This is a genomic window from Bacillus cereus group sp. RP43 (assembly GCF_040459645.1).
In the GTDB taxonomy this organism is placed as follows: domain Bacteria; phylum Bacillota; class Bacilli; order Bacillales; family Bacillaceae_G; genus Bacillus_A; species Bacillus_A mycoides_C.
Map to the genome: position 1 here is coordinate 3,412,898 of NZ_JARVHQ010000001.1, position 19,362 is coordinate 3,432,259.

Below are 19,362 nucleotides of genomic sequence, written 5' to 3' on the forward strand. Positions count from 1 at the left end.
TATTGGCTCAATCAAAATTCGGGATTTTCAGAACTGCACCTGTATTCGCCGATGTTACCATTTGTGCATAACGTCCAAGCCACCCCGTTTTTACTTTTGGTTCTGGTCGTTTCCATCCTTTTTTACGTTTATCTAATTCCTCATCGCTAACTCTCACTTCTAACAAGCGTTCCTCAACATCAATACATACAATATCTCCTTGTTCAAGAAGTGCAATCGTTCCGCCAGCAGCTGCTTCTGGTGAAATGTGCCCTACTGAAATACCACGTGAAGCACCAGAGAAGCGACCATCAGTTAAAAGCGCAACATCTGCTCCTAATCCCATACCAGCAATTGCTGATGTTGGTGCTAACATTTCCGGCATACCAGGTCCGCCTCTTGGCCCCTCATAGCGAATGACAACTACGTCTCCTTTCTTAACTTTCCCAAGCATAATGCCGGCAAGCGCCTCATCTTGTGAATTAAAAATAACGCAAGGTCCTTCAAATCGTTTTACTTCGGTTGCTCCGCTTTTAATAACCGCTCCGTCTTTCGCAAGGTTTCCTTTTAATATACGTAATCCCCCTTCTTCACTATGAGGATTTTCGAGAGAATGAATCACTTCCTTATCTTGAATCTCTGCATGAGCGATATTTTCTCGTAACGTTTGCCCAGTAGCAGTTATACGATCAAGGTGAAGTACCCCTTCTTTTCGGCTCATCTCTTTCAAAATTGCACTAATCCCGCCTGCTCGATCGATATCTTCCATATGCCAATTAGAAGCGGGACTTACTTTACATAAATGCGGTACACGCCTTGAAACTGCATCAATGCGGTTCATATCGTAATCTAATCCCGCCTCTTGTGCGAGTGCTAACGTGTGTAGTACTGTATTCGTTGATCCACCCATCGCCATATCAAGTGCAAACGCATCATCAATTGCTTCTTCTGTTACAATGTCGCGTGGTTTAATATCTCTTTCAATTAAAATTTTTAATTTTTCTGCTGCTTGTTTAATTAACTCCTCACGTCTCGGATCAATCGCTAAAATACTCCCGTTACCAGGAAGAGCCAAACCTAACACTTCACATAAACAGTTCATAGAGTTCGCTGTAAACATACCGGAACAAGAACCACAAGATGGACAGCCATGATCTTCAATATCCTTTAATTCTTCTTCTGAAATTTTCCCAGATTGGTAGGCTCCTACCCCTTCAAAAACAGAACTTAAATCGACAACTTCCCCTTTAGATGTTTTCCCAGCTGCCATCGGTCCACCTGAAACAAAAACAGTTGGGATGTTTATGCGAAGTGCAGCCATCATCATACCTGGTGTAATTTTGTCACAGTTTGGAATACAAATCATTCCGTCAAACCAGTGTGCATTTACAACCGTTTCTACTGAATCTGCAATAATTTCACGACTCGGAAGCGAATAACGCATACCGATATGGCCCATCGCAATACCATCATCTACTCCAATTGTATTGAATTCGAATGGCACCATACCTGCTGCACGAACGGCTTCTTTTACAAGTTTCCCAAACTCGTTCAAGTGCTTATGCCCTGGAATAATTTCAATAAAAGAATTACAAATCGCAATAAACGGTTTATCAAAATCCTCATCTTTCAAACCAGTTGCTTTTAATAAACTACGGTGCGGAGCTTTATCAAAACCTTTTTTAATCATGTCACTTCTCATCTTGTCAAATCCCTTCTTACACATTTTTTCTCTTACTTAATCTATTTTTTAAAATAAAAACTCTCACCTCAGCAATCAACTACTACTTAATAGTAGCTTTGATTGCTGAGGCGAGAGTTTCGCGTTACCACTCAGCTTCCTTACACTTCTCACGAAGTATAAGCTCTGTAGGTCCAACCAGACCCCCGTCCTTTTACCGGAGACGATGCCGCCGCCCTCTACTCAGTTTCCCTTTCGCAAGCGATGCTCCGAGGTGATATTCAATGATTCGATGGTTACTACTCTCGCAGCCTTGGAGTAGCTCTCTGAAACGATCATAATCATCTACTTTCCTCTTCTTTGCATATACAAAATATAAAGTCAGAAAATTCTCAATTAACTTTTATTTATTAAACGTATTATAGGACTTTCTTCTTTTCATTGTCAATATATTTTTTGAAAAGTTATTTATTTTTTCTCAAAACAAAATTGGAATGAACTTCTTACACGTACTCATATATTACTTAAGTATGTGTGCTTTTCTACATAAAGAAAAACAACTTAAAACATATAAAAATTTCATGAGGAGATGAGGGAACTATGTTAAAAGGTAAAATAGCATTAGTTACTGGAGCAAGCCGAGGAATTGGACGTGCTATCGCAAAACGTTTAGCAAACGACGGTGCATTAGTTGCTGTTCATTATGGTAACCGAAAAGAAGATGCTGAAGAAACTGTTCATGAAATTCAATCAAATGGCGGATCAGCTTTTTCTATCGGTGCAAATCTTGAATCTTTACACGGTGTAGAAAACCTATATAATTCTTTAGATACTGAATTGCAAAAGCGAACTGGTGGAACGGAATTTGATATTTTAATAAACAACGCTGGAATTGGACCTGGTGCTTTTATTGAAGAAACGACTGAACAATTTTTTGATAGAATCGTTTCAGTAAATGCAAAAGCACCATTCTTTATCATCCAACAAGCTCTACCACGTTTACGTGACAATAGCCGAATTATTAATATTTCATCAGCTGCCACCCGCATTTCTTTACCTGATTTCGTTGCCTATAGTATGACGAAAGGAGCTATTAATACAATGACTTTCACGCTTGCAAAACAACTCGGAGCACGAGGAATAACAGTAAATGCAATACTTCCAGGCTTTATTAAAACAGATATGAACGCAGAACTCTTGAGCGACCCAATGATGAAACAGTACGCTACTACTATTTCCGCCTTCAATCGCTTAGGTGAAGTAGAAGATATTGCCGATACTGCTGCTTTTCTTGCTTCTCCAGACAGCCGCTGGGTTACTGGACAATTAATTGATGTTAGCGGAGGATCTTGTTTATAAAAAACATATATTTTCAAATCTTTTTTATTGCGCAATAAAACAATTTATATAATACTATATAAAATATATACATTTAGGAGGATTACAGCAATGTCCGAAAAAACATACGAACTCGCAACCTTCGCAGGTGGTTGCTTTTGGTGCATGGTAAAACCATTTGATGAACTTCCTGGTGTTCATAAAGTACTTTCTGGCTATGCAGGTGGTCATATAGAAAATCCAATATATGAACAAGTAAAAGCTGGAACATCTGGCCATTTAGAAGTCGTTCAAATTACATTCGATCCTTCTATTTTCCCGTATCAAAAATTACTAGATTTATATTGGCCACAAATCGATCCGACTGATGATGGCGGACAATTTTTTGACCGTGGTCCCTCTTACCGCACGGCAATTTTTTATCATAATGAAACACAAAAAGAGCTTGCAGAAAAATCGAAGCAAACTCTAGCAGAAAGCGGTATATTTAAAGATCCTATTGTGACTGAAATTCGCTCAGCTGCACCTTTTTATGAAGCAGAGGAATATCACCAACATTTCTATAAAAAGAATCCAGAAAAATATGCTACCGAGCAAAAAGAATCTGGCCGTGAAGATTTCATAAAAGAAAATTGGCAAAAAAAATAATAAAAACGCATCGTGCTTTTTTTTCAAAGCGCGATGCGTTTTTATCTTTGAGAAAAGTACCATACAATTAAAAGAACAATCGCTGTTAATGTCCAAAGTAGTATCTCGTTTTTCACGCTATTCTTTTTCTTCGTCATTTCATTCCCTCCTTATAACTATTAAACATATTCAAGATTTCCTTTGTTTGATTGTCCACTTGATAAATGTGAATAAATCCGTACATATTCTTATAGCAAGACCACCAATTATTCCGATTGCAATCGCGATTAATAACATCTGTTCAAAAATGCCATGTACATTCTCATTTTATGGAAAAGAATAAGAACCCCTTTTGTAAAAGGTTTCTTATTCAGTAGATTTAAGTTTAATTATTTTCTACATACCTTATTCCATAATTACTCCTGAAATAAAATAATATTACCAGCGATTTATTAGAAATTAAACATTCTTATTCCCCATCAACAAATATTTAGATTGACAAAATGTTTGGATCGGGCAGTCGGATACCATGCCAGCTGTCTACATCGCATTGGCCATATTCGTTATCCCCCACTGCTACCACCGTGCCGTCTGATTTAAGACCGACTGTATGGGCACAACCCGCCGCTATCCCTACAATATCGCGCCAATCACTTACATCACATTGACCATGTTTATTATTACCCACAGCCGTCACCATGCCGTCTGATTTAAGACCGATTGTATGATTACTACCCACCGCTATCGCTACAATACCACGCCAGCCACTGACATCACATTGGCCATGTTTATTATTACCCACAGCCATCACCATGCCGTTTGATTTAAGACCAACTGTATAAAGATAGCCTGCCGCTATCGCCACAATATCCCTCCAACCACTGACATTGCATTGGTCATACCGATTATTACCCACAGTCGTCACCGTTCCGTCCAATTTAAGACCGACTGTATGCCAGTCACCTGCTGCGACCGCCACAATATCACGCCAGCTACTTATATTGCATTCTCCTTCTTTATTTCGTCCCACTGCTATCACCGTGCCATCCGGTTTCAGGCCAATGGTACGACGCCAGCCCGCCGCAACCGATACAATATTATGCCAGTCGTTTACATCACATTGATCATGCTTATTCCACCCCACTGCAACCGCAGTATTATCACATTTAAGAGCGATTGTATGAGCATTACCCGTATTCGTCGCCATATGAACATTGCCCGCTGCGACTGCTTCAATATTACACCAGCCGCTTACATTGCATTCACCTTCTTTATTTCGTCCCACTGCTACCACCGTGCCATCTGATTTAAGAGCAACGGTATGACCACGCCCCGCCGCTATCGTATCTTTAGGCCACCGTTTCACTTTTAACACCTCTTCTTTCGGTGAAATGTAATTCATGTTTTACCTCCTTGCATATAAGCAACTGTATCCAAATAGATGTTTTTATCAAATTTCATTATAAATGACCTGACTTTTTTTATAAATCTACAGCTACAAAAGAAGCCTATTATTACTTCTTCAAAAAATAAAAACCTCCAGTTTAAATACTAGAGGTTTCTTCTTTATTTCTTCAATCGTTCAATAAAATCGTTCAATTTATCAAGCGATTTCATATTATGATTACAAGCTACACCATCTTTGCAAATATAGTTTCCCTTTCTAACGAAAGTTCCTGGTACATCACCTTTAATTTCAACTAAAAACATTCCTACTTCTTCATGCCCATGACATAATGAACAAATGCTTTTTTTATTTAAACTTTGAAATGTTCCTTGCAGACCAACAAACTTATTTTTATCATTTTTCGCTATAATAAATTTCCTGCTTGATCCCTTGTCAATCCAGCTTAAATAAGATAATTCTTTCATATCCAGTTCTTCCATATCAGGAAGTTTTAATTTTTTCGCCTTAGGAAATAATTTTTTTAACGTTTGTGCTGTAACTTCCTGAAACGGTATTACATACGGATTTATTTTCAGTAAAAACGATTCTGCATCTTCTCTATTTTCAACTGTTAATACCGTATCAATTAACTCTTTCTGTTCATCCGTTAAATTCTCAAATACATGTATTATCTTTTCAATTGCAAGTGATTTTAACGCTTGAATTACTCCTCTATCATTTGCCGTCGCATGTCCATTTGCTAAAATATAAGCTTGTGATTTTATAAAATTATATTGATCGCTTCTAATAAAAACTTCCATCTTTATCACTCCATACAAATTGTTGATCTAGTTTTATTGTATACAATGATTCAGTTTTTTGATATGTAAAAGATAATTTAGAAATGAAAATTACATAACTACATCGGTTATTTTCTACCGATTCATCTCCTGACAAAAGAATCCATCATCTGTTTTCCATTCCGCATATAGTACGTCCTCAAATTTAGTAATCCCTTTTTGCTTTATTTGTTTATAAAGCCATCCTTCATCAAAACCTGCTTCCCTCAAATTATCCTTAACTACTTTTCCATCACTAATTAACGAAATGGGTAAGTATACGGGCTTATGTTTTAAACTTAAATCGTTTATAGTGGGAGATTCATATTTACTTTTCTTCAATACACTTATGTTTCCATTAGGTTCTAATATCATATACTCAACTTCTCGGATTGAAAATATATCTTTTTGTTGCCTTAACATTTGTTGTAATTGGTTAATATCCAAATGGTTTATACTTAATTGCTCTCGATCAATATACCCATTGCGAATAATAATAGAAGGGTATCCTTCAAAAAACCTTCTTGTTCCTCTTATTTTTTGGGTTATCACTTCTATTGTGTAAATTAAAACCACCCAAACAAATACTGAATATAAAATAGACCACACTTTAATTTTAGGATCGTATATTGAATTTCCAACAAGCTCACCAAGGACGATAGCAGAAATAAAATCAAAGGGCGTTAGCTGAGATATTTGTGTTTTCCCTAATATTTTTGTAGCAATTAATAGAACAAAAAAACCAACTAAAAGCTCTATCGTTATTTGTCCAATATGATTCATATATGTTCACCTTTCTGCTTTTCACTCAAATACGCTGTATCCTACTCAGTAAAAAAACGGCACATTTTTGCTATTATCATGCCCCTTCACACCCAATATATCCAATATGTACAAAGCAAAAAGAGCCCGATTCAAAATAATATTTGAACCGGACTCTTTTATTCTCATTTAGAATACACAATCTTTTTAATCGTTTCTCCAGAAAGAAAATATTCTTCTGCAAGTTGATGAATAGCAATTCCGCTTTTAAACGCTTCTTTAATTGCTCTATTTCTTTCATCCAGTTGCTTTCTTCCTCCAGATCGTGTACCCCACTTATAATGTTTCGTTTCTTGTTTTGGAATGTAAATTGTTTCACCTTGTATATACTTTTGAATTTCAGTAATTAAACTCTCTGGTAAAACGGCCTTAGCCTTTACGTATTTCATTTCTGCTCGCCCCTTATTTTTTATGGTTCATTTCAATAAGGTGCAAAGCCAAATATAAAAAATGATACGAGCTCATTTAGGCGATTGTATATTACTTGTCTACCTCACGCAAAGTATCGCCATTTCCATACTTGGCTTTGCATGAGACGCTGCAGTGTCTGGCAATTGAATTGTAATCGCCATATAAACACCTCCTAATATACCTTTTGCATTTTATTATATGATAAATTTCCTCTCCTTGCATCTTCATCCTTTTTCAAAGCACCAAGTTACTTAGTTTGATATAATACTTTTTAATCGAATCAAAAATAAATGTGAGGTTGTATTATGAAGAAAAAAATAATCATTACATTAGTTACACTACTTATTATTGTTATATCATTATTCGGCACGTACAAATTAATGAACGCAAGAAGCTTTCAATTATTTGGAGATTTAACAAATCGCGTAGAAACAAATGAAAAATTGATTGCTTTAACTTTTGATGATGGTCCTACTAACAATGTAAAACAAATACTACCACTACTAGATAAGTACAATGCTAAAGCTACTTTCTTTGTTATCGGAAACGAATTAGAAAATAATTTACCATTAGGAAAATCAATTATTCAATCTGGACACCAACTTGGAAACCATACATATTCTCATAATAGAATGGTTTTCAAAACACCTTCTTTTATTAAAGAAGAAATAGAAAAAACGAATTCATTAATTCGCCAAACAGGATATACAGGTGAAATTGATTTTAGACCCCCTAACGGCAAGAAATTAATTGGACTACCATATTATTTAAATAACAACAATATCAAAACGATTACATGGGATCTTGAACCTGATACTTTTTATAAATCTGCAACTGACAAAATTGACTACGTCAATAAGAATATAAAACCTGGTTCTATCATTTTATTGCACTCTATGTACGATGAATCTAATGAAAATCTACAAACTATTGAAGGTATTTTAGACTCTTTATCTAAAAAGGGCTATCAATTCGTGACAGTAACTGAACTGCAAAAAAGAGCAAAATAAAAAGGTAGCGTATCATACCACGATACGCTACCTTTCTTTTATATAATTCCAAGCACATTTAGGAATACGATAATAATCGCAATTGGTGCAATATAGCGAAGTAAGAATAACCATAATACGAATAGTTTATAGCCTTTATTTTTACTTACACCAAGCTCTTTCATTAATACATCTTTCTTCATTTTCAACGGAACAAAGATGGAAACTAATAAAACACCAAGCGGCATTAGTATGTTACTAACCGCATAATCTGCTAAATCAAAAATTGTTTTCCCAAATGGTTTCACATCGCTTAACAAACCGAATGATAATGCTGATGGTACCCCAACAACGAAGATTAATAATCCTACGATTAAGGCCATTTTTTCACGTTTCCCTTTACCTTTTGCAGTTAAAGATGCAACGCTAATTTCTAACATCGAAATTGCTGATGTAATAGTAGCAAAGAAGAATAGTAATAAGAAAACGATGAAGAATAATTTTCCGAACGCCATTTTGCTGAAAATAGCTGGCAATACGATAAATAATAGTCCTGGTCCTTGAGATGGTTCCATTCCAAATGCGAACACAACTGGGAAAATTGCCAGTCCTGCAAGTAATGTAATGACAAGTGTTAAAGCTACGATAGAAAATGCTGAACGCGGTAAACTTTCTTCTTTCGGTAAGTATGAGCTATACGTTACCATAACGGCTACACCGACAGATAGCGAGAAGAATGATTGCCCCATTGCATATAAAATGATTTCTGATGTTACGTTTGAGAAATCAGGTTGTAAGAAGAAACGAACCCCTTCTCCAGCACCGTCTAACGTAAGTGCACGAACGATTAATACAAAGAATAAAACGAATAGTGCTGGCATGAAATATTTATTTACTTTTTCAACACCATTTTGTACACCTTTACTTACGATAAAAATAGTAATAAGGATGAATAATAGCTGTGATCCAACTGCTAAATACGGATTGGAAATGATTTCACCAAACGTAGCTTCGTATGCTCCATTTCCTTCCCATAGTCTACCTGTAATTGCATTCCATAAGTATAATAAAATCCATCCTCCTACAACACTGTAGAAAGAAAGTAGTATGAAACAAGTTACAATCCCCAATTTCCCTAACCATGGCCATAGTGTTTTTGGTGCGATTTCTCTATACGCATCAACGGCCTCTTTTTGTGTACTTCTTCCGATAACAAATTCAGCTAATAATAGCGGTAAACCAATTAATAATGTGAAACCGATGAAAATAAGGAAGAACGCGCCGCCTCCTCCGATTCCGGCCATATACGGGAATTTCCAAATTGCCCCAAGACCAATTGCTGAACCTGCTGCAGCTAATACGAAACCTAATTTCGATGTCCATTGCTGTGAATTCATCTGTTAATCTCCTCTCTTTATCTTTTTCAGTTTACAATTTAGTATTTATATAATTCTATCTACACCCTTTTCTAATACGCTCACTTCCTCCCTAATAAAAAACGCCCCTACGCAAATACGTAGGGACGACAAAAAATATCGCGGTACCACCCTAGTTATGAAGATACAACAAAAGTAAGACCTAAATAAAAAACGTCCCTACGTAAATACGTAGGGACGATAAAATATCGCGGTACCACCCTAGTTATGAAGCCACACCAAAGTTAGGACCTAAATAAAAAACGTCCCTACGTAAAATACGTAGGGACGATATATATCGCGGTACCACCCTAGTTGTGAAAAAATCTTCACCACTTTATTTGATAACGGTATGAACTACCGTCTTTCATTTCCTCACAATGTGAAATTTATGAAAGATGCTCCAGGACGAACTTCATGAATAATCTATATACTGATTCACACCAACCATCAGCTCTCTGAAATAGGGAGATTTTCACTACTATACCCTTTCATTGCTCAAATATTATTTTCCGAATTGATTACTATCATTTTTATCATACATTAAAAATAGTGTCAACTTATATTTTGAAATTTTATGCATTACATTCTATTTAAAAATTCAAAATATGACTTTTAAATGAATAGTATTAGAACATTTATGGTTTATACTGTATTAACTTCTCTAACAGGTTTATAGTAGTATACGATAAAGTGAAACTTTAATCAGTGAGGGTTTTGTTCCTCCCCCACTGATTATTAGCCCACACCAATCGGGCGTTTACGGGCAGCACGAGCAGGAGGAAAGAATTTTGTCTACTTCAAAAGTTTTAAAAGGTACCGCTTTATTAAGTGGTGCAACAATGATTTCACGAATTTTAGGTTTTATATACTTTTTCCCCTTTCAATTATTAGTTGGAACGCAAGGGGTCGCTTTATATGGATACGCATACTCTTGGTACGGTATTTTATTAAGCTTTTCAACAGCTGGTATTCCTATTGCCGTCTCAAAATTTGTTGCAAAACATAATGCGCTTGGTGATTATAGTACAAGTAAAAAATTGTATAACTCGAGCGTAAAATTAATGCTGTTTATGGGCTTTTTAGGATTTTTAACTTTATTTATTGGAGCACCGTACATATCACAATTTATTATTCGCTCGAAAACGCCAGATCCACAATTTATCGCCGACGTAACACTTACAATGCGAGCATTAAGTTTCGCGCTTATTATCGTACCAGCTATGAGTGTTACACGTGGTTATTTCCAAGGTTTTCAGCACATGAAACCAAGTGCTGTTTCTCAAGTTGTGGAACAAATCGCACGCGTCGTTTTCATTTTAGTTGGTAGTTTTATCGTCTCAAAACTATTAGGAGGTTCAGTAGCTTCTTCTGTTGCAGTTGCTACGTTTGGCGCTGTTATCGGGGCACTTGCCAGCGTCTCTATTTTAATGCTGTACTGGAAAAAGTATAACGGATTAAAGCCTCCTGAAGGTGAATTAAAGTCAAGGGCATCCGATATTCCATTAAGAAATATTTATATGGAATTACTTCGATATGCAATCCCAATTGTATTTGTTGGTATTGCAATTCCACTCTATACGTTAGTAGATCAATATACCGTAGCTGATGTCCTTAGAGCGATGGGAGAGCCTTTAGAAACCGCGAATGCAGTTTTCGCTTATATAACGAACTATGCACAAAAGTTAATTATGATTCCGGCTTCACTTGCAACTGGATTCTCATTAACAATTATTCCGGCTATAACGAAATCATTTACAAGCGGAAAACTAGAAGAATTACAAGAACAAATTTCAAAGATATTCCAAGTATTGTTATTCTTCACTATCCCAGCCGCATTCGGTCTAGCAAGTATCGCTTACGATGCCTTCCGCATGGTTTATGTAAATCCTGAAATTGCACTTGGTGGATCACAATATTTAATTTCATTTGCACCGTCTGCTATATTAAGTGCGATTTTCACAGTTTCAGCAGCCATATTACAAGGCATTGATTATCAAAGAAAAACAATGATTGCATTCTCAGTCGGTATTCTCGTTAAAATTGTGGTGAACACACCACTTTTACACTTATTCGGTGGACATGGCGCTGTACTTGGAACAATTCTTGGATATCTCGTTTCAAATATTATTATGTTGTACTGCATCGTTAAGTTTGCGAAATTTAAAATTGGCGAAACAGCAAAAACAGTATTTCTTATTACGATTTACTCCGCGGCAATGTCTGCTGTTGTAATTGCATTAAGAGCATTTATAAGCTGGATTATTCCTGGTCAATCTTATATAGAATCACTGGTTATTGTGTTTATATGCGCATCAGCAGGAGGACTTGTTTATCTTTTATTCGTATTAACGAGCGGACTTGCTTCGCATATTCTCGGTAATCGTATTCAACGTTTGCCTATATTAGGAAAGCTAGTAAAATAAAAAAACAAGAGATGTAACTCGTTGTTACATCTCTTGTTTTTTACTTCGCATATTGAATACGCTTTTGTTGTTCAGCGATATTTAACCCCGGAGCATATTGTTCTACTAAATGTAATACCTCTTCAATTAGCACTTCTAACTCCTGTACACTATACTCTGGTTTCCCTATCAACGTATTCGCCATACGCTCATATAAATTTTCAGGTTTAATACTCATTCGTTCCACATTATATGGCATCCATTTAAACGCAGGATGATGCACGTACATTCGGTTCAGACCAAATAAGACCCCAAATATATTTCTTTGCACTTCACAAATGACATCATATAGCATAAGCCAATCTTTCCGTTTTAAAAGCGCCTCTCGATTATGCCAACGATTACTAAACCAAAGATTTTCTGAGATCATTCTTTTCTCCAGTTCTTCTGGATATGCTTCAACCCTATCTTTTAGACCCTGTACTTTCACCTCTCCATACAAACTCACACCATCATGAACTGATGACACAATACATTGTTTCTCATAATTTATATCATACTGCTCTACAACTTCTAAAATAACCTTTTCCACTGTCACTGTTAAAAAATTACTAATCTCTAGTTTAATTCCTTCTTTCGTCAAATACGTTTCCGACCATTCTTCTTCCTCGTATGGATGATATGACAAAATAGTGCCACCTATAGTTTCGATTGGCTTTTGACGGTCTTTATCCTCAGGTGATGCTGACCATAAAATATGTAATTCGATATCCGAATGTTCATCTTCTAATTTTCTCGCTACAGAGCCTGCTAAAATAATAGCCTCGACTTTCGGATTTTCCCTATAAATCTCCGATATTTCTATCGCTTTCTCTTTTAATCCCATTTCATTCCCCCCCTAAAACTGCAGTACTTCCCTTACTTTTCATTTATCTATTTCGATATTTCATATTATATTACCTTTTCAAATTCACACTTAATCAAATTTCTACCCAATAACGCTGAACAATTTCACCAGTATGAGAAGAAACTACTTCATTTTCTAACACACCGCCAACCTTTTGGATCGTTTTAGCAGAGCTGATATTTGATTTATCGCAAGTTATTAATACTTTCTGCAACCCTAATTTTTGAGCCCAAGCTAAAGAAAGTTGAAGTTGTTTCGTAGCGTAACCTTGGCGACGTTTATTTGGATGGATACTATAACCAATATGACCACTTTCCAGCAATAATTCTGGATTTAATCGGTGTCTAATATTCACAAAACCGATAAGTTCTCCTTTTTCAAAACTTAAAAATTGACTAGATGGTACTCGATTCGCTTGTAAGTTTTCTCCTACTTCTTGTATACTCACTTTTTCAAACCATTCATCTAGAGAATCAAAATTTTGTAAAGAACTACTGCCGTGTGGTTGTTCTCCTGCATGTAAAAATGCCTTCCGATACTCTATAATTTGTTCGCTATATTCGTATGTTGGTTTCAATAGCTTCATTGTCATTCTCCCCACTCACCCATTCTCTATTTTTCTAAAAGAAACACCTTAATAGCGGATTTTCATCCTTACTATTAAGGTGCTTCTATCACTTTTATTCAAATAGCCCCATACTTAAATAACGTTCCCCTGTATCAGGCGCAATACATAAAACTTTTTTACCAGCACCTAGACGCTTCGCTATCATAATTGCGGCGTAAACAGAAGCTCCTGAAGATGGCCCTACTAGTAATCCTTCTTGTCTTGCTAAGTTCCTCATTGTAGTTAATGCCTCTTCATCTGCAATTTGAATAATTTCGTTATACACTTCTGTATTTAAGTTTTTTGGAATAAAACCAGGACTTGTTCCGACTAGTTTATGAGGGCCTGGAACACCACCAGATAACACTGGTGACCCTTTCGGTTCGACTACTGCAATATATAAGTTTGGTAGTTTCTCTTTTAACGTTTCACCGGTCCCTGTAATTGTTCCACCTGTTCCTGCGGTTGCTACAAATGCATCAAGCTCTCCATCCATTTGTTCATAAATTTCAAGTGCAGTTGTATAACGGTGAATATTCGGATTTGCTGGGTTTTCAAATTGCTGCGGAATAAAACTATTTGGAATTTCTTTTTGTAACTCTATCGCCTTCGCAATTGCTCCTGGCATTCTTTGTTCCGCTGGTGTTAAAACTACTTCTGCTCCGTATGCTTTCAATAAATTAATACGCTCTTTGGACATATTGTCTGGCATAATTAAAATAGCTTTATATCCTTTAGCTGCTGCATTCATCGCTAAACCAATTCCTGTATTGCCACTCGTCGGTTCAATAATTGTATCCCCCGGCTTAATGAGGCCGTGTTCCTCGGCAATATGAATTAAATTATAAGCAGCACGATCTTTCACACTGCGTGACGGATTAAACATTTCCAGTTTTACATACACATCCGCTGCGCCTTCTGGAATAAATTTAGATAATCGAACGACAGGTGTATCTCCTATTAATTCTGTAACATTTTCACATAATTTCATAGCACATCTCCTATTCTATCGTTTTCTTATCATTTGGCAGTAACAATGAAGTCAGTCCAATTAATGGTAAACAACTACATAATAGCATAATAAACTGAAGACTATACATATCAGCTAATTTCCCAAGGACTACAGCACCTAATGCTCCAAGGCCAAACGCAAGGCCGACAATTAATCCTGACACCATTCCAACTTTCCCTGGAACAAGTTCTTGTGCATATACAACGATTACACTAAAACTACTAGAGCTAATAAATCCAATGCATAAAAATAACGGTACAACCCACACGAGCGAAACGTGAGGTAGTAAAAGTGCAAGCGGCGCTGAACCGAGCATTGAAAATACAATTATCTTTTTCTTACCGAATTTATCTGCTAACGGACCACCAAAGAAAGTACCTAATACACCAGCAATCATAAAAGCAAAGACGAAATACTGTGCATTTTTTATAGATAAACCGTAATGCTCTATTAAATAGAATTGATAGAAATTTCCGATACCAGCACCGTACCAAGAACGTACAAATGTTAGAAAAACAAGAAGTATAATAACAAATTTAATGTGCGTACTTACAATCGCATTTTCAGCCTCAAGTGCAGCCCTCTTTTTCCTTCTTACAGCACCAGTGGCTAATTCATTTTTATACCAATTTGATACGAAAATTAGTAATACAATTCCTACTGCTGCAAAGGCTGTAAAGCCTAAAGAACCAATTTGACCAAGCGGGACGAAAATTAATGCTGTAAATATAGGAGCTAGAGAATTCCCTGTGTTTCCTCCTACTTGATATATCGCTTGTGCTAAACCACGTTTTGCACCGGCTGCCATGTAAGCAACACGAGCGCCTTCTGGATGAAAGACCGCGGAACCTAATCCAATAAATAAAACAGAAATAATAACAACTATAAAGTTCGGTGCAAACGCAAGTCCGATCATCCCAAGCATACTCGAAAACATACCGAGTGGTAATAAAAATGGTGACGGCTTCTTATCTGAATACATCCCAAAAACTGGTTGCATAATCGATGACGTCATATTTAACGCAAATGCAATCCACCCTACTTGCATATAAGATAAATTCATCGTTTTTTCCAAAATAGGAAACAACGCTGGCACAACTGCTTGCATCGAATCATTCAAAAAATGTCCGAAACTAATCGCAAATAATATTCGATATATCGTCGGTGTTTCTACTGCACTTTTTTGTGAAACTGCCTGCATATACGAATCGCTCCTTCCTGTACAAAATATATTTTTATTACATTAAGTGTAATAAATTCTGAGTTTTGAAACATTTCTATTCTATACTGGTTTCGTTTCTTTTTCCAGAAATTCAACTTCTAAAAAAATATATTTTTTCTATATGCTTTGTCGGATTTATTTATATGAACTCTCTGTGTTTTCTTTTATACTGGAACAGGACGAAAGGAATGCTTGCAACTATGAAGAAAAAGACGACCCTAAAACATATTAGGATCGCCTTTTCTATTAAATCGCAAAACGCTTATACTTCTCATAATCACTCGTCTTACATTCTAGCGCCATTTTCGTACCTTCATTTTCATAACTCGTAGATAAAACGTGTGCATGATTGTTGAAATACGAAACTACCTGTCCTTGATCATATGGAATTAACATTTCACACTTCGTATACTCTTTATAAATGTGTGAGCGAACCATTTCTACAAGCTCTTCAATTCCAACATGTTTCTTCGCAGATAGATAAACACGATCTTCTTGCACTTTCGGAATTTCAACATCTACCATATCTGATTTGTTGTATGCATAAATCGTCGGGATATTTTCCACGCCAATTTTCTTTAACGTTTCATTTGTAATATCAATTAATTGCTCATAATTAGGATTTGAGTAATCTACGACGTGAATGAGTAAATCTGCTTCCGCCACTTCCTCTAGCGTTGAACGGAATGCTTTCACAAGATGATGCGGTAATTTACTTACAAATCCAACAGTATCCGTTAATAAAAATGATTTATTATCTGGCAAATCAATATTTCGTACAGATGTCTCTAACGTCGCAAATAACATATCTTTTTCAAATACTTGTTTCTCTGCAGTACCATTAAAAATTTCAAGCATCGTATTCATTATCGTTGATTTACCTGCATTCGTATATCCTACTAATGACACAACTGGAATTTCATTTTTCTTACGTTGTTTACGCTGCGTTTGGCGCTGTGCAACAAGTGCTTCTAATTCTTTATTTAGAGCTGCAATTTGTTCTTCAATTTTACGACGGTCTAATTCCAACTTCTTCTCACCGACACCTTTATTTTTCGTGCCAACTCCCCCGCTTTGTCTTCCTAAAGATTCACGAAGACCGATTAAACGAGGCATCATGTACTGAAGATGTGCCACTTCTACTTGCAACTGCGCTTCTTTCGTTTTCGCACGCTGCGCAAAAATATCTAAAATTAAAATCGTACGATCAATTACTTTACAATCTAAATCCTCTTCTAAATTTCGAATTTGTGAAGGAGATAATTCATCATTAAAGATGACCATATTCGCATCTGCTTCTTTCACATACGCTGCTACTTCTTCAATCTTCCCTTTTCCAATATAATGCGACGGATTTACTCGCTGTAAATTTTGCGTCACTTGACCGATTACTTCCACATCACAAGCTTCCGTAAGATTTGCTAACTCTTCCATCGAATATGCAAAATCAGCTTCATTACCTAAATTTACTCCAACTAATATTGCTCTTTGTAATAATTCTTCCATATATTTATTCCTCCATTTCGATTACGTAAATAAAAAGCACAGGTCACTGCCTGTGCTTTCGTAAACGGATAAGGGTTCACCAAAGAAATAGAAGAAAGCGGTGCTTTCATCCTATCTCATAGTCAATAAGTCTCAAGATCATATACGTATCCACAACAAGTGTTCACCTATACGATCTCATTCTATTTTTAAAGGCAAAACAAAAAGAGGGCGTATTCGTCCCTCCCTCTTTTTCACATATAAGCTTAATAAAGGGTTCCTTTAAAATAGGCAGACCAATCCCGTTCACTCTGTACACAGACAGAGCCTTTGAGCGCTATTCAATTATCGGCACAAAGTATTGAGACGTAATCTGATTAAGATCAAAGGAAGCCCCTCCGTTCATTTTAAGTTACATAAAGTGTAGCATAAGTAATTCGCTTTCACAAGATTAAACCACCTATAGAAACAGAAAGAAATTCTTTATAATTTTACTTTAATCGTCATTTTTTCCGAGTTCTTCTCACAATAAAAATAACAAAAGTAATTATCAATAACAGACCGATGGAAATGATAGCAACTTGCCACCAACTTAAGCCACTCACCGTCTCCCCTTTTAAATCTACTTTCTTCGTTGGAACAGACTCTTTTGCAAATTGACTTAAAGCCACTTTGTCCGACCCTGCCTCATCCAATCTCTTCGTTCTACTACAACTATGTGTGTGTAATTGTTTTTCTGATCCTCTTTGAGAAGAAAAAACTAAATACTCTCCTCCATCTATAAAGTGAAAGGCACAATCACCGCCATTTGTATATACGATAATTTGTGAAGAGCTTGTCCCTTTCCAAATGTTCTTCACTTCAAATAACACTTCAGTTCCAACTCCCTCTTTCCTTCCAATTTCAATTACTTTCCCCTCAAACACCACATCATTTTTTTGAAATGCATCCTCTGGAGATTTTTTAATACAGTCACAAGCATAAGATTTATCTGGAAAAACAATAAGAATAAAGCTACAAATAATGACAACAGGCAACATGTGCAAAATTCTTTTCAAGGAGCCCCACTCCCTTCATTATCAATTTCAAAAGCTTCCCGTATATTATTTTTACGCTACTCGCCAAATTCCTCCAGAGTAAATTAAACATTATCGTTTCCATACCATAAAAGTCTTTATTGACATTTTTATTACTTGATATTAGTATCAGGTTATAAAAATGAGTTAGGAGATGTCCCTATGAATTCTAAATCTCGTATTACCGCAATTGGTACTTATGTTCCAGATCAAGTATTGTCTAATAACGATTTAGAAAAGATGGTCCATACGAATGATGAATGGATTGTACAAAGAACAGGCATGAAAGAAAGAAGAATTGCTAACGAAGACGAATACTCCTCACACTTAGCCATTAAAGCAATCGAAAATTTGTGTACAACATATAAGAAAAACTTAGAAGATATTGATTGTATCATCGTTGCTACAACTACTGCTGACTATGTTTTCCCTAGTGTTGCTTGCCAAATACAGCAATACTTCAACATACCTCATACGCTAGCTTTTGATTTAAATGCGACTTGCGCTGGTTTCACATACGGACTGCATGTCGGTAATAGCTTAATCACTTCTGGATCACATCAAAAAGTACTCGTCATAGCGACAGAGACATTATCTAAAGTTACTGATTACACCGATAGAACGACCTGTATTTTGTTCGGTGATGGCGCTGGAGCTATTTTATTAGAAAGAGATGAAAACAAACCAAGCTTTATCGCTGCTCACATGGGAACAAACGGTGACGGCGGCATTCATCTATACAGAACAAATTTATCTACTACTATGAATGGCACACCACTGCAAACAAATGAAAAAATCGTTCAAAACGGAAGAGAAGTATATAAATGGGCTGTACGAACAGTACCATACGGCATAAAAGAACTATTACATACTACAAATTTACAAATAGATGATATAGACTGGTTCATACCACATAGTGCTAACTTACGAATGATTGAATCTATTTGCGAAAAATCAAAAATATCTATTCAAAAAACATTAACGAGTGTGGAAGATATGGGGAATACATCTTCCGTCTCTATTCCACTCGCTTTAGATTTAGCTAGAAAAAAAGGAAGATTAAATAACGGAGACACACTTTTGCTATACGGATTTGGCGGTGGACTTACGCATTTAGGGCTTATTGTGGAGTGGGATTTAAGTTAAACGAATTAAAAAGA

17 protein-coding genes and 2 other annotated features are annotated in these 19,362 nt (G+C 36.1%); of the genes, 5 read left to right on the forward strand and 12 right to left on the reverse strand.

The genetic code is table 11. From position 1 onward, the window contains the following. Window positions 1-7: 7 nt before the first annotated feature. Window positions 8-1,681, reverse strand: a complete 1,674-nt coding sequence (gene ilvD / locus QCI75_RS17825) for a dihydroxy-acid dehydratase (protein WP_144508578.1) — start codon at window positions 1,679-1,681, stop codon at window positions 8-10. Between the two features lie 103 nt (window positions 1,682-1,784). Continuing rightward, window positions 1,785-2,030 (reverse strand) — a binding site (T-box leader). 230 nt (window positions 2,031-2,260) lie between these two features. Between ilvD and QCI75_RS17830 the strand changes: the two genes are divergently transcribed. Together QCI75_RS17830 and msrA are read left to right on the forward strand one after the other, a co-directional pair. Next, window positions 2,261-3,019, forward strand: a complete 759-nt coding sequence (locus QCI75_RS17830; RefSeq protein WP_144508577.1) for an SDR family oxidoreductase — start codon at window positions 2,261-2,263, stop codon at window positions 3,017-3,019. A gap of 90 nt (window positions 3,020-3,109) precedes the next feature. Further along, on the forward strand, window positions 3,110-3,646 hold the full coding sequence (gene msrA / locus QCI75_RS17835) for a peptide-methionine (S)-S-oxide reductase MsrA (protein WP_353760930.1): 537 nt from the start codon (window positions 3,110-3,112) through the stop codon (window positions 3,644-3,646). A 469-nt stretch (window positions 3,647-4,115) separates the two neighbouring features. Here msrA and QCI75_RS17840 read toward each other — a convergent pair whose 3' ends face one another. The 4 genes from QCI75_RS17840 to QCI75_RS17855 all read right to left on the reverse strand — a co-directional run bounded on the left by QCI75_RS17840 (window position 4,116) and on the right by QCI75_RS17855 (window position 7,062). Beyond that, window positions 4,116-5,027 carry an RCC1 domain-containing protein gene (locus QCI75_RS17840; RefSeq protein WP_353760931.1) on the reverse strand — a complete coding sequence of 304 codons (912 nt, stop codon included), beginning with the start codon at window positions 5,025-5,027 and terminating at the stop codon, window positions 4,116-4,118. Between the two features lie 164 nt (window positions 5,028-5,191). Beyond that, a complete protein-coding gene (locus QCI75_RS17845; protein WP_353760932.1) occupies window positions 5,192-5,833 on the reverse strand; it encodes a FusB/FusC family EF-G-binding protein in 642 nt (213 codons plus the stop codon). Between the two features lie 114 nt (window positions 5,834-5,947). Beyond that, entirely contained in the window at window positions 5,948-6,634 is a 687-nt protein-coding gene (locus QCI75_RS17850; RefSeq protein WP_144508573.1) for a DUF421 domain-containing protein, read from the reverse strand. A 164-nt stretch (window positions 6,635-6,798) separates the two neighbouring features. Then, entirely contained in the window at window positions 6,799-7,062 is a 264-nt protein-coding gene (locus QCI75_RS17855; protein WP_144508572.1) for a CD3324 family protein, read from the reverse strand. Between the two features lie 327 nt (window positions 7,063-7,389). Between QCI75_RS17855 and QCI75_RS17860 the strand changes: the two genes are divergently transcribed. Next, complete coding sequence (locus tag QCI75_RS17860) at window positions 7,390-8,094, forward strand: polysaccharide deacetylase family protein (protein ID WP_353760933.1); 705 nt, start codon at window positions 7,390-7,392, stop codon at window positions 8,092-8,094. A 38-nt stretch (window positions 8,095-8,132) separates the two neighbouring features. On the opposite strand, the gene QCI75_RS17865 is transcribed toward QCI75_RS17860, so the two are convergent. Further along, window positions 8,133-9,470 (reverse strand): sodium-dependent transporter, encoded by a 1,338-nt coding sequence (locus tag QCI75_RS17865; RefSeq protein ID WP_144508651.1) that lies wholly within the window; start codon window positions 9,468-9,470, stop codon window positions 8,133-8,135. 299 nt (window positions 9,471-9,769) lie between these two features. Then, window positions 9,770-9,992 (reverse strand) — a binding site (T-box leader). A gap of 287 nt (window positions 9,993-10,279) precedes the next feature. Here QCI75_RS17865 and QCI75_RS17870 point away from each other — a divergent pair. Then, the gene (locus QCI75_RS17870) at window positions 10,280-11,914 is read left to right on the forward strand and encodes a putative polysaccharide biosynthesis protein (RefSeq protein WP_144508652.1); all 1,635 of its coding nucleotides are present in this window, start codon (window positions 10,280-10,282) and stop codon (window positions 11,912-11,914) included. A gap of 40 nt (window positions 11,915-11,954) precedes the next feature. Here the strand turns inward: QCI75_RS17870 and QCI75_RS17875 are convergent, their stop codons facing one another. From QCI75_RS17875 to QCI75_RS17900, 6 genes are all read right to left on the reverse strand, one after another. Beyond that, window positions 11,955-12,779 carry a DUF4037 domain-containing protein gene (locus QCI75_RS17875; protein WP_353760935.1) on the reverse strand — a complete coding sequence of 275 codons (825 nt, stop codon included), beginning with the start codon at window positions 12,777-12,779 and terminating at the stop codon, window positions 11,955-11,957. Between the two features lie 94 nt (window positions 12,780-12,873). Continuing rightward, a complete protein-coding gene (locus QCI75_RS17880; RefSeq protein ID WP_144508654.1) occupies window positions 12,874-13,386 on the reverse strand; it encodes a GNAT family N-acetyltransferase in 513 nt (170 codons plus the stop codon). 94 nt (window positions 13,387-13,480) lie between these two features. Further along, window positions 13,481-14,398, reverse strand: coding sequence for a cysteine synthase A (gene cysK / locus QCI75_RS17885; protein ID WP_144508655.1), 918 nt, complete (start codon window positions 14,396-14,398; stop codon window positions 13,481-13,483). A 10-nt stretch (window positions 14,399-14,408) separates the two neighbouring features. Continuing rightward, on the reverse strand, window positions 14,409-15,620 hold the full coding sequence (locus QCI75_RS17890) for an MFS transporter (protein WP_353760936.1): 1,212 nt from the start codon (window positions 15,618-15,620) through the stop codon (window positions 14,409-14,411). A 267-nt stretch (window positions 15,621-15,887) separates the two neighbouring features. Further along, a complete protein-coding gene (gene hflX / locus QCI75_RS17895) occupies window positions 15,888-17,147 on the reverse strand; it encodes a GTPase HflX (RefSeq protein ID WP_353760937.1) in 1,260 nt (419 codons plus the stop codon). Between the two features lie 482 nt (window positions 17,148-17,629). Beyond that, the gene (locus tag QCI75_RS17900; RefSeq protein ID WP_353760938.1) at window positions 17,630-18,184 is read right to left on the reverse strand and encodes a cobalamin biosynthesis protein CbiN; all 555 of its coding nucleotides are present in this window, start codon (window positions 18,182-18,184) and stop codon (window positions 17,630-17,632) included. Between the two features lie 180 nt (window positions 18,185-18,364). Between QCI75_RS17900 and QCI75_RS17905 the strand changes: the two genes are divergently transcribed. Next, window positions 18,365-19,348, forward strand: coding sequence for a ketoacyl-ACP synthase III (locus tag QCI75_RS17905; RefSeq protein ID WP_353760939.1), 984 nt, complete (start codon window positions 18,365-18,367; stop codon window positions 19,346-19,348). Window positions 19,349-19,362 lie beyond the last annotated feature (14 nt).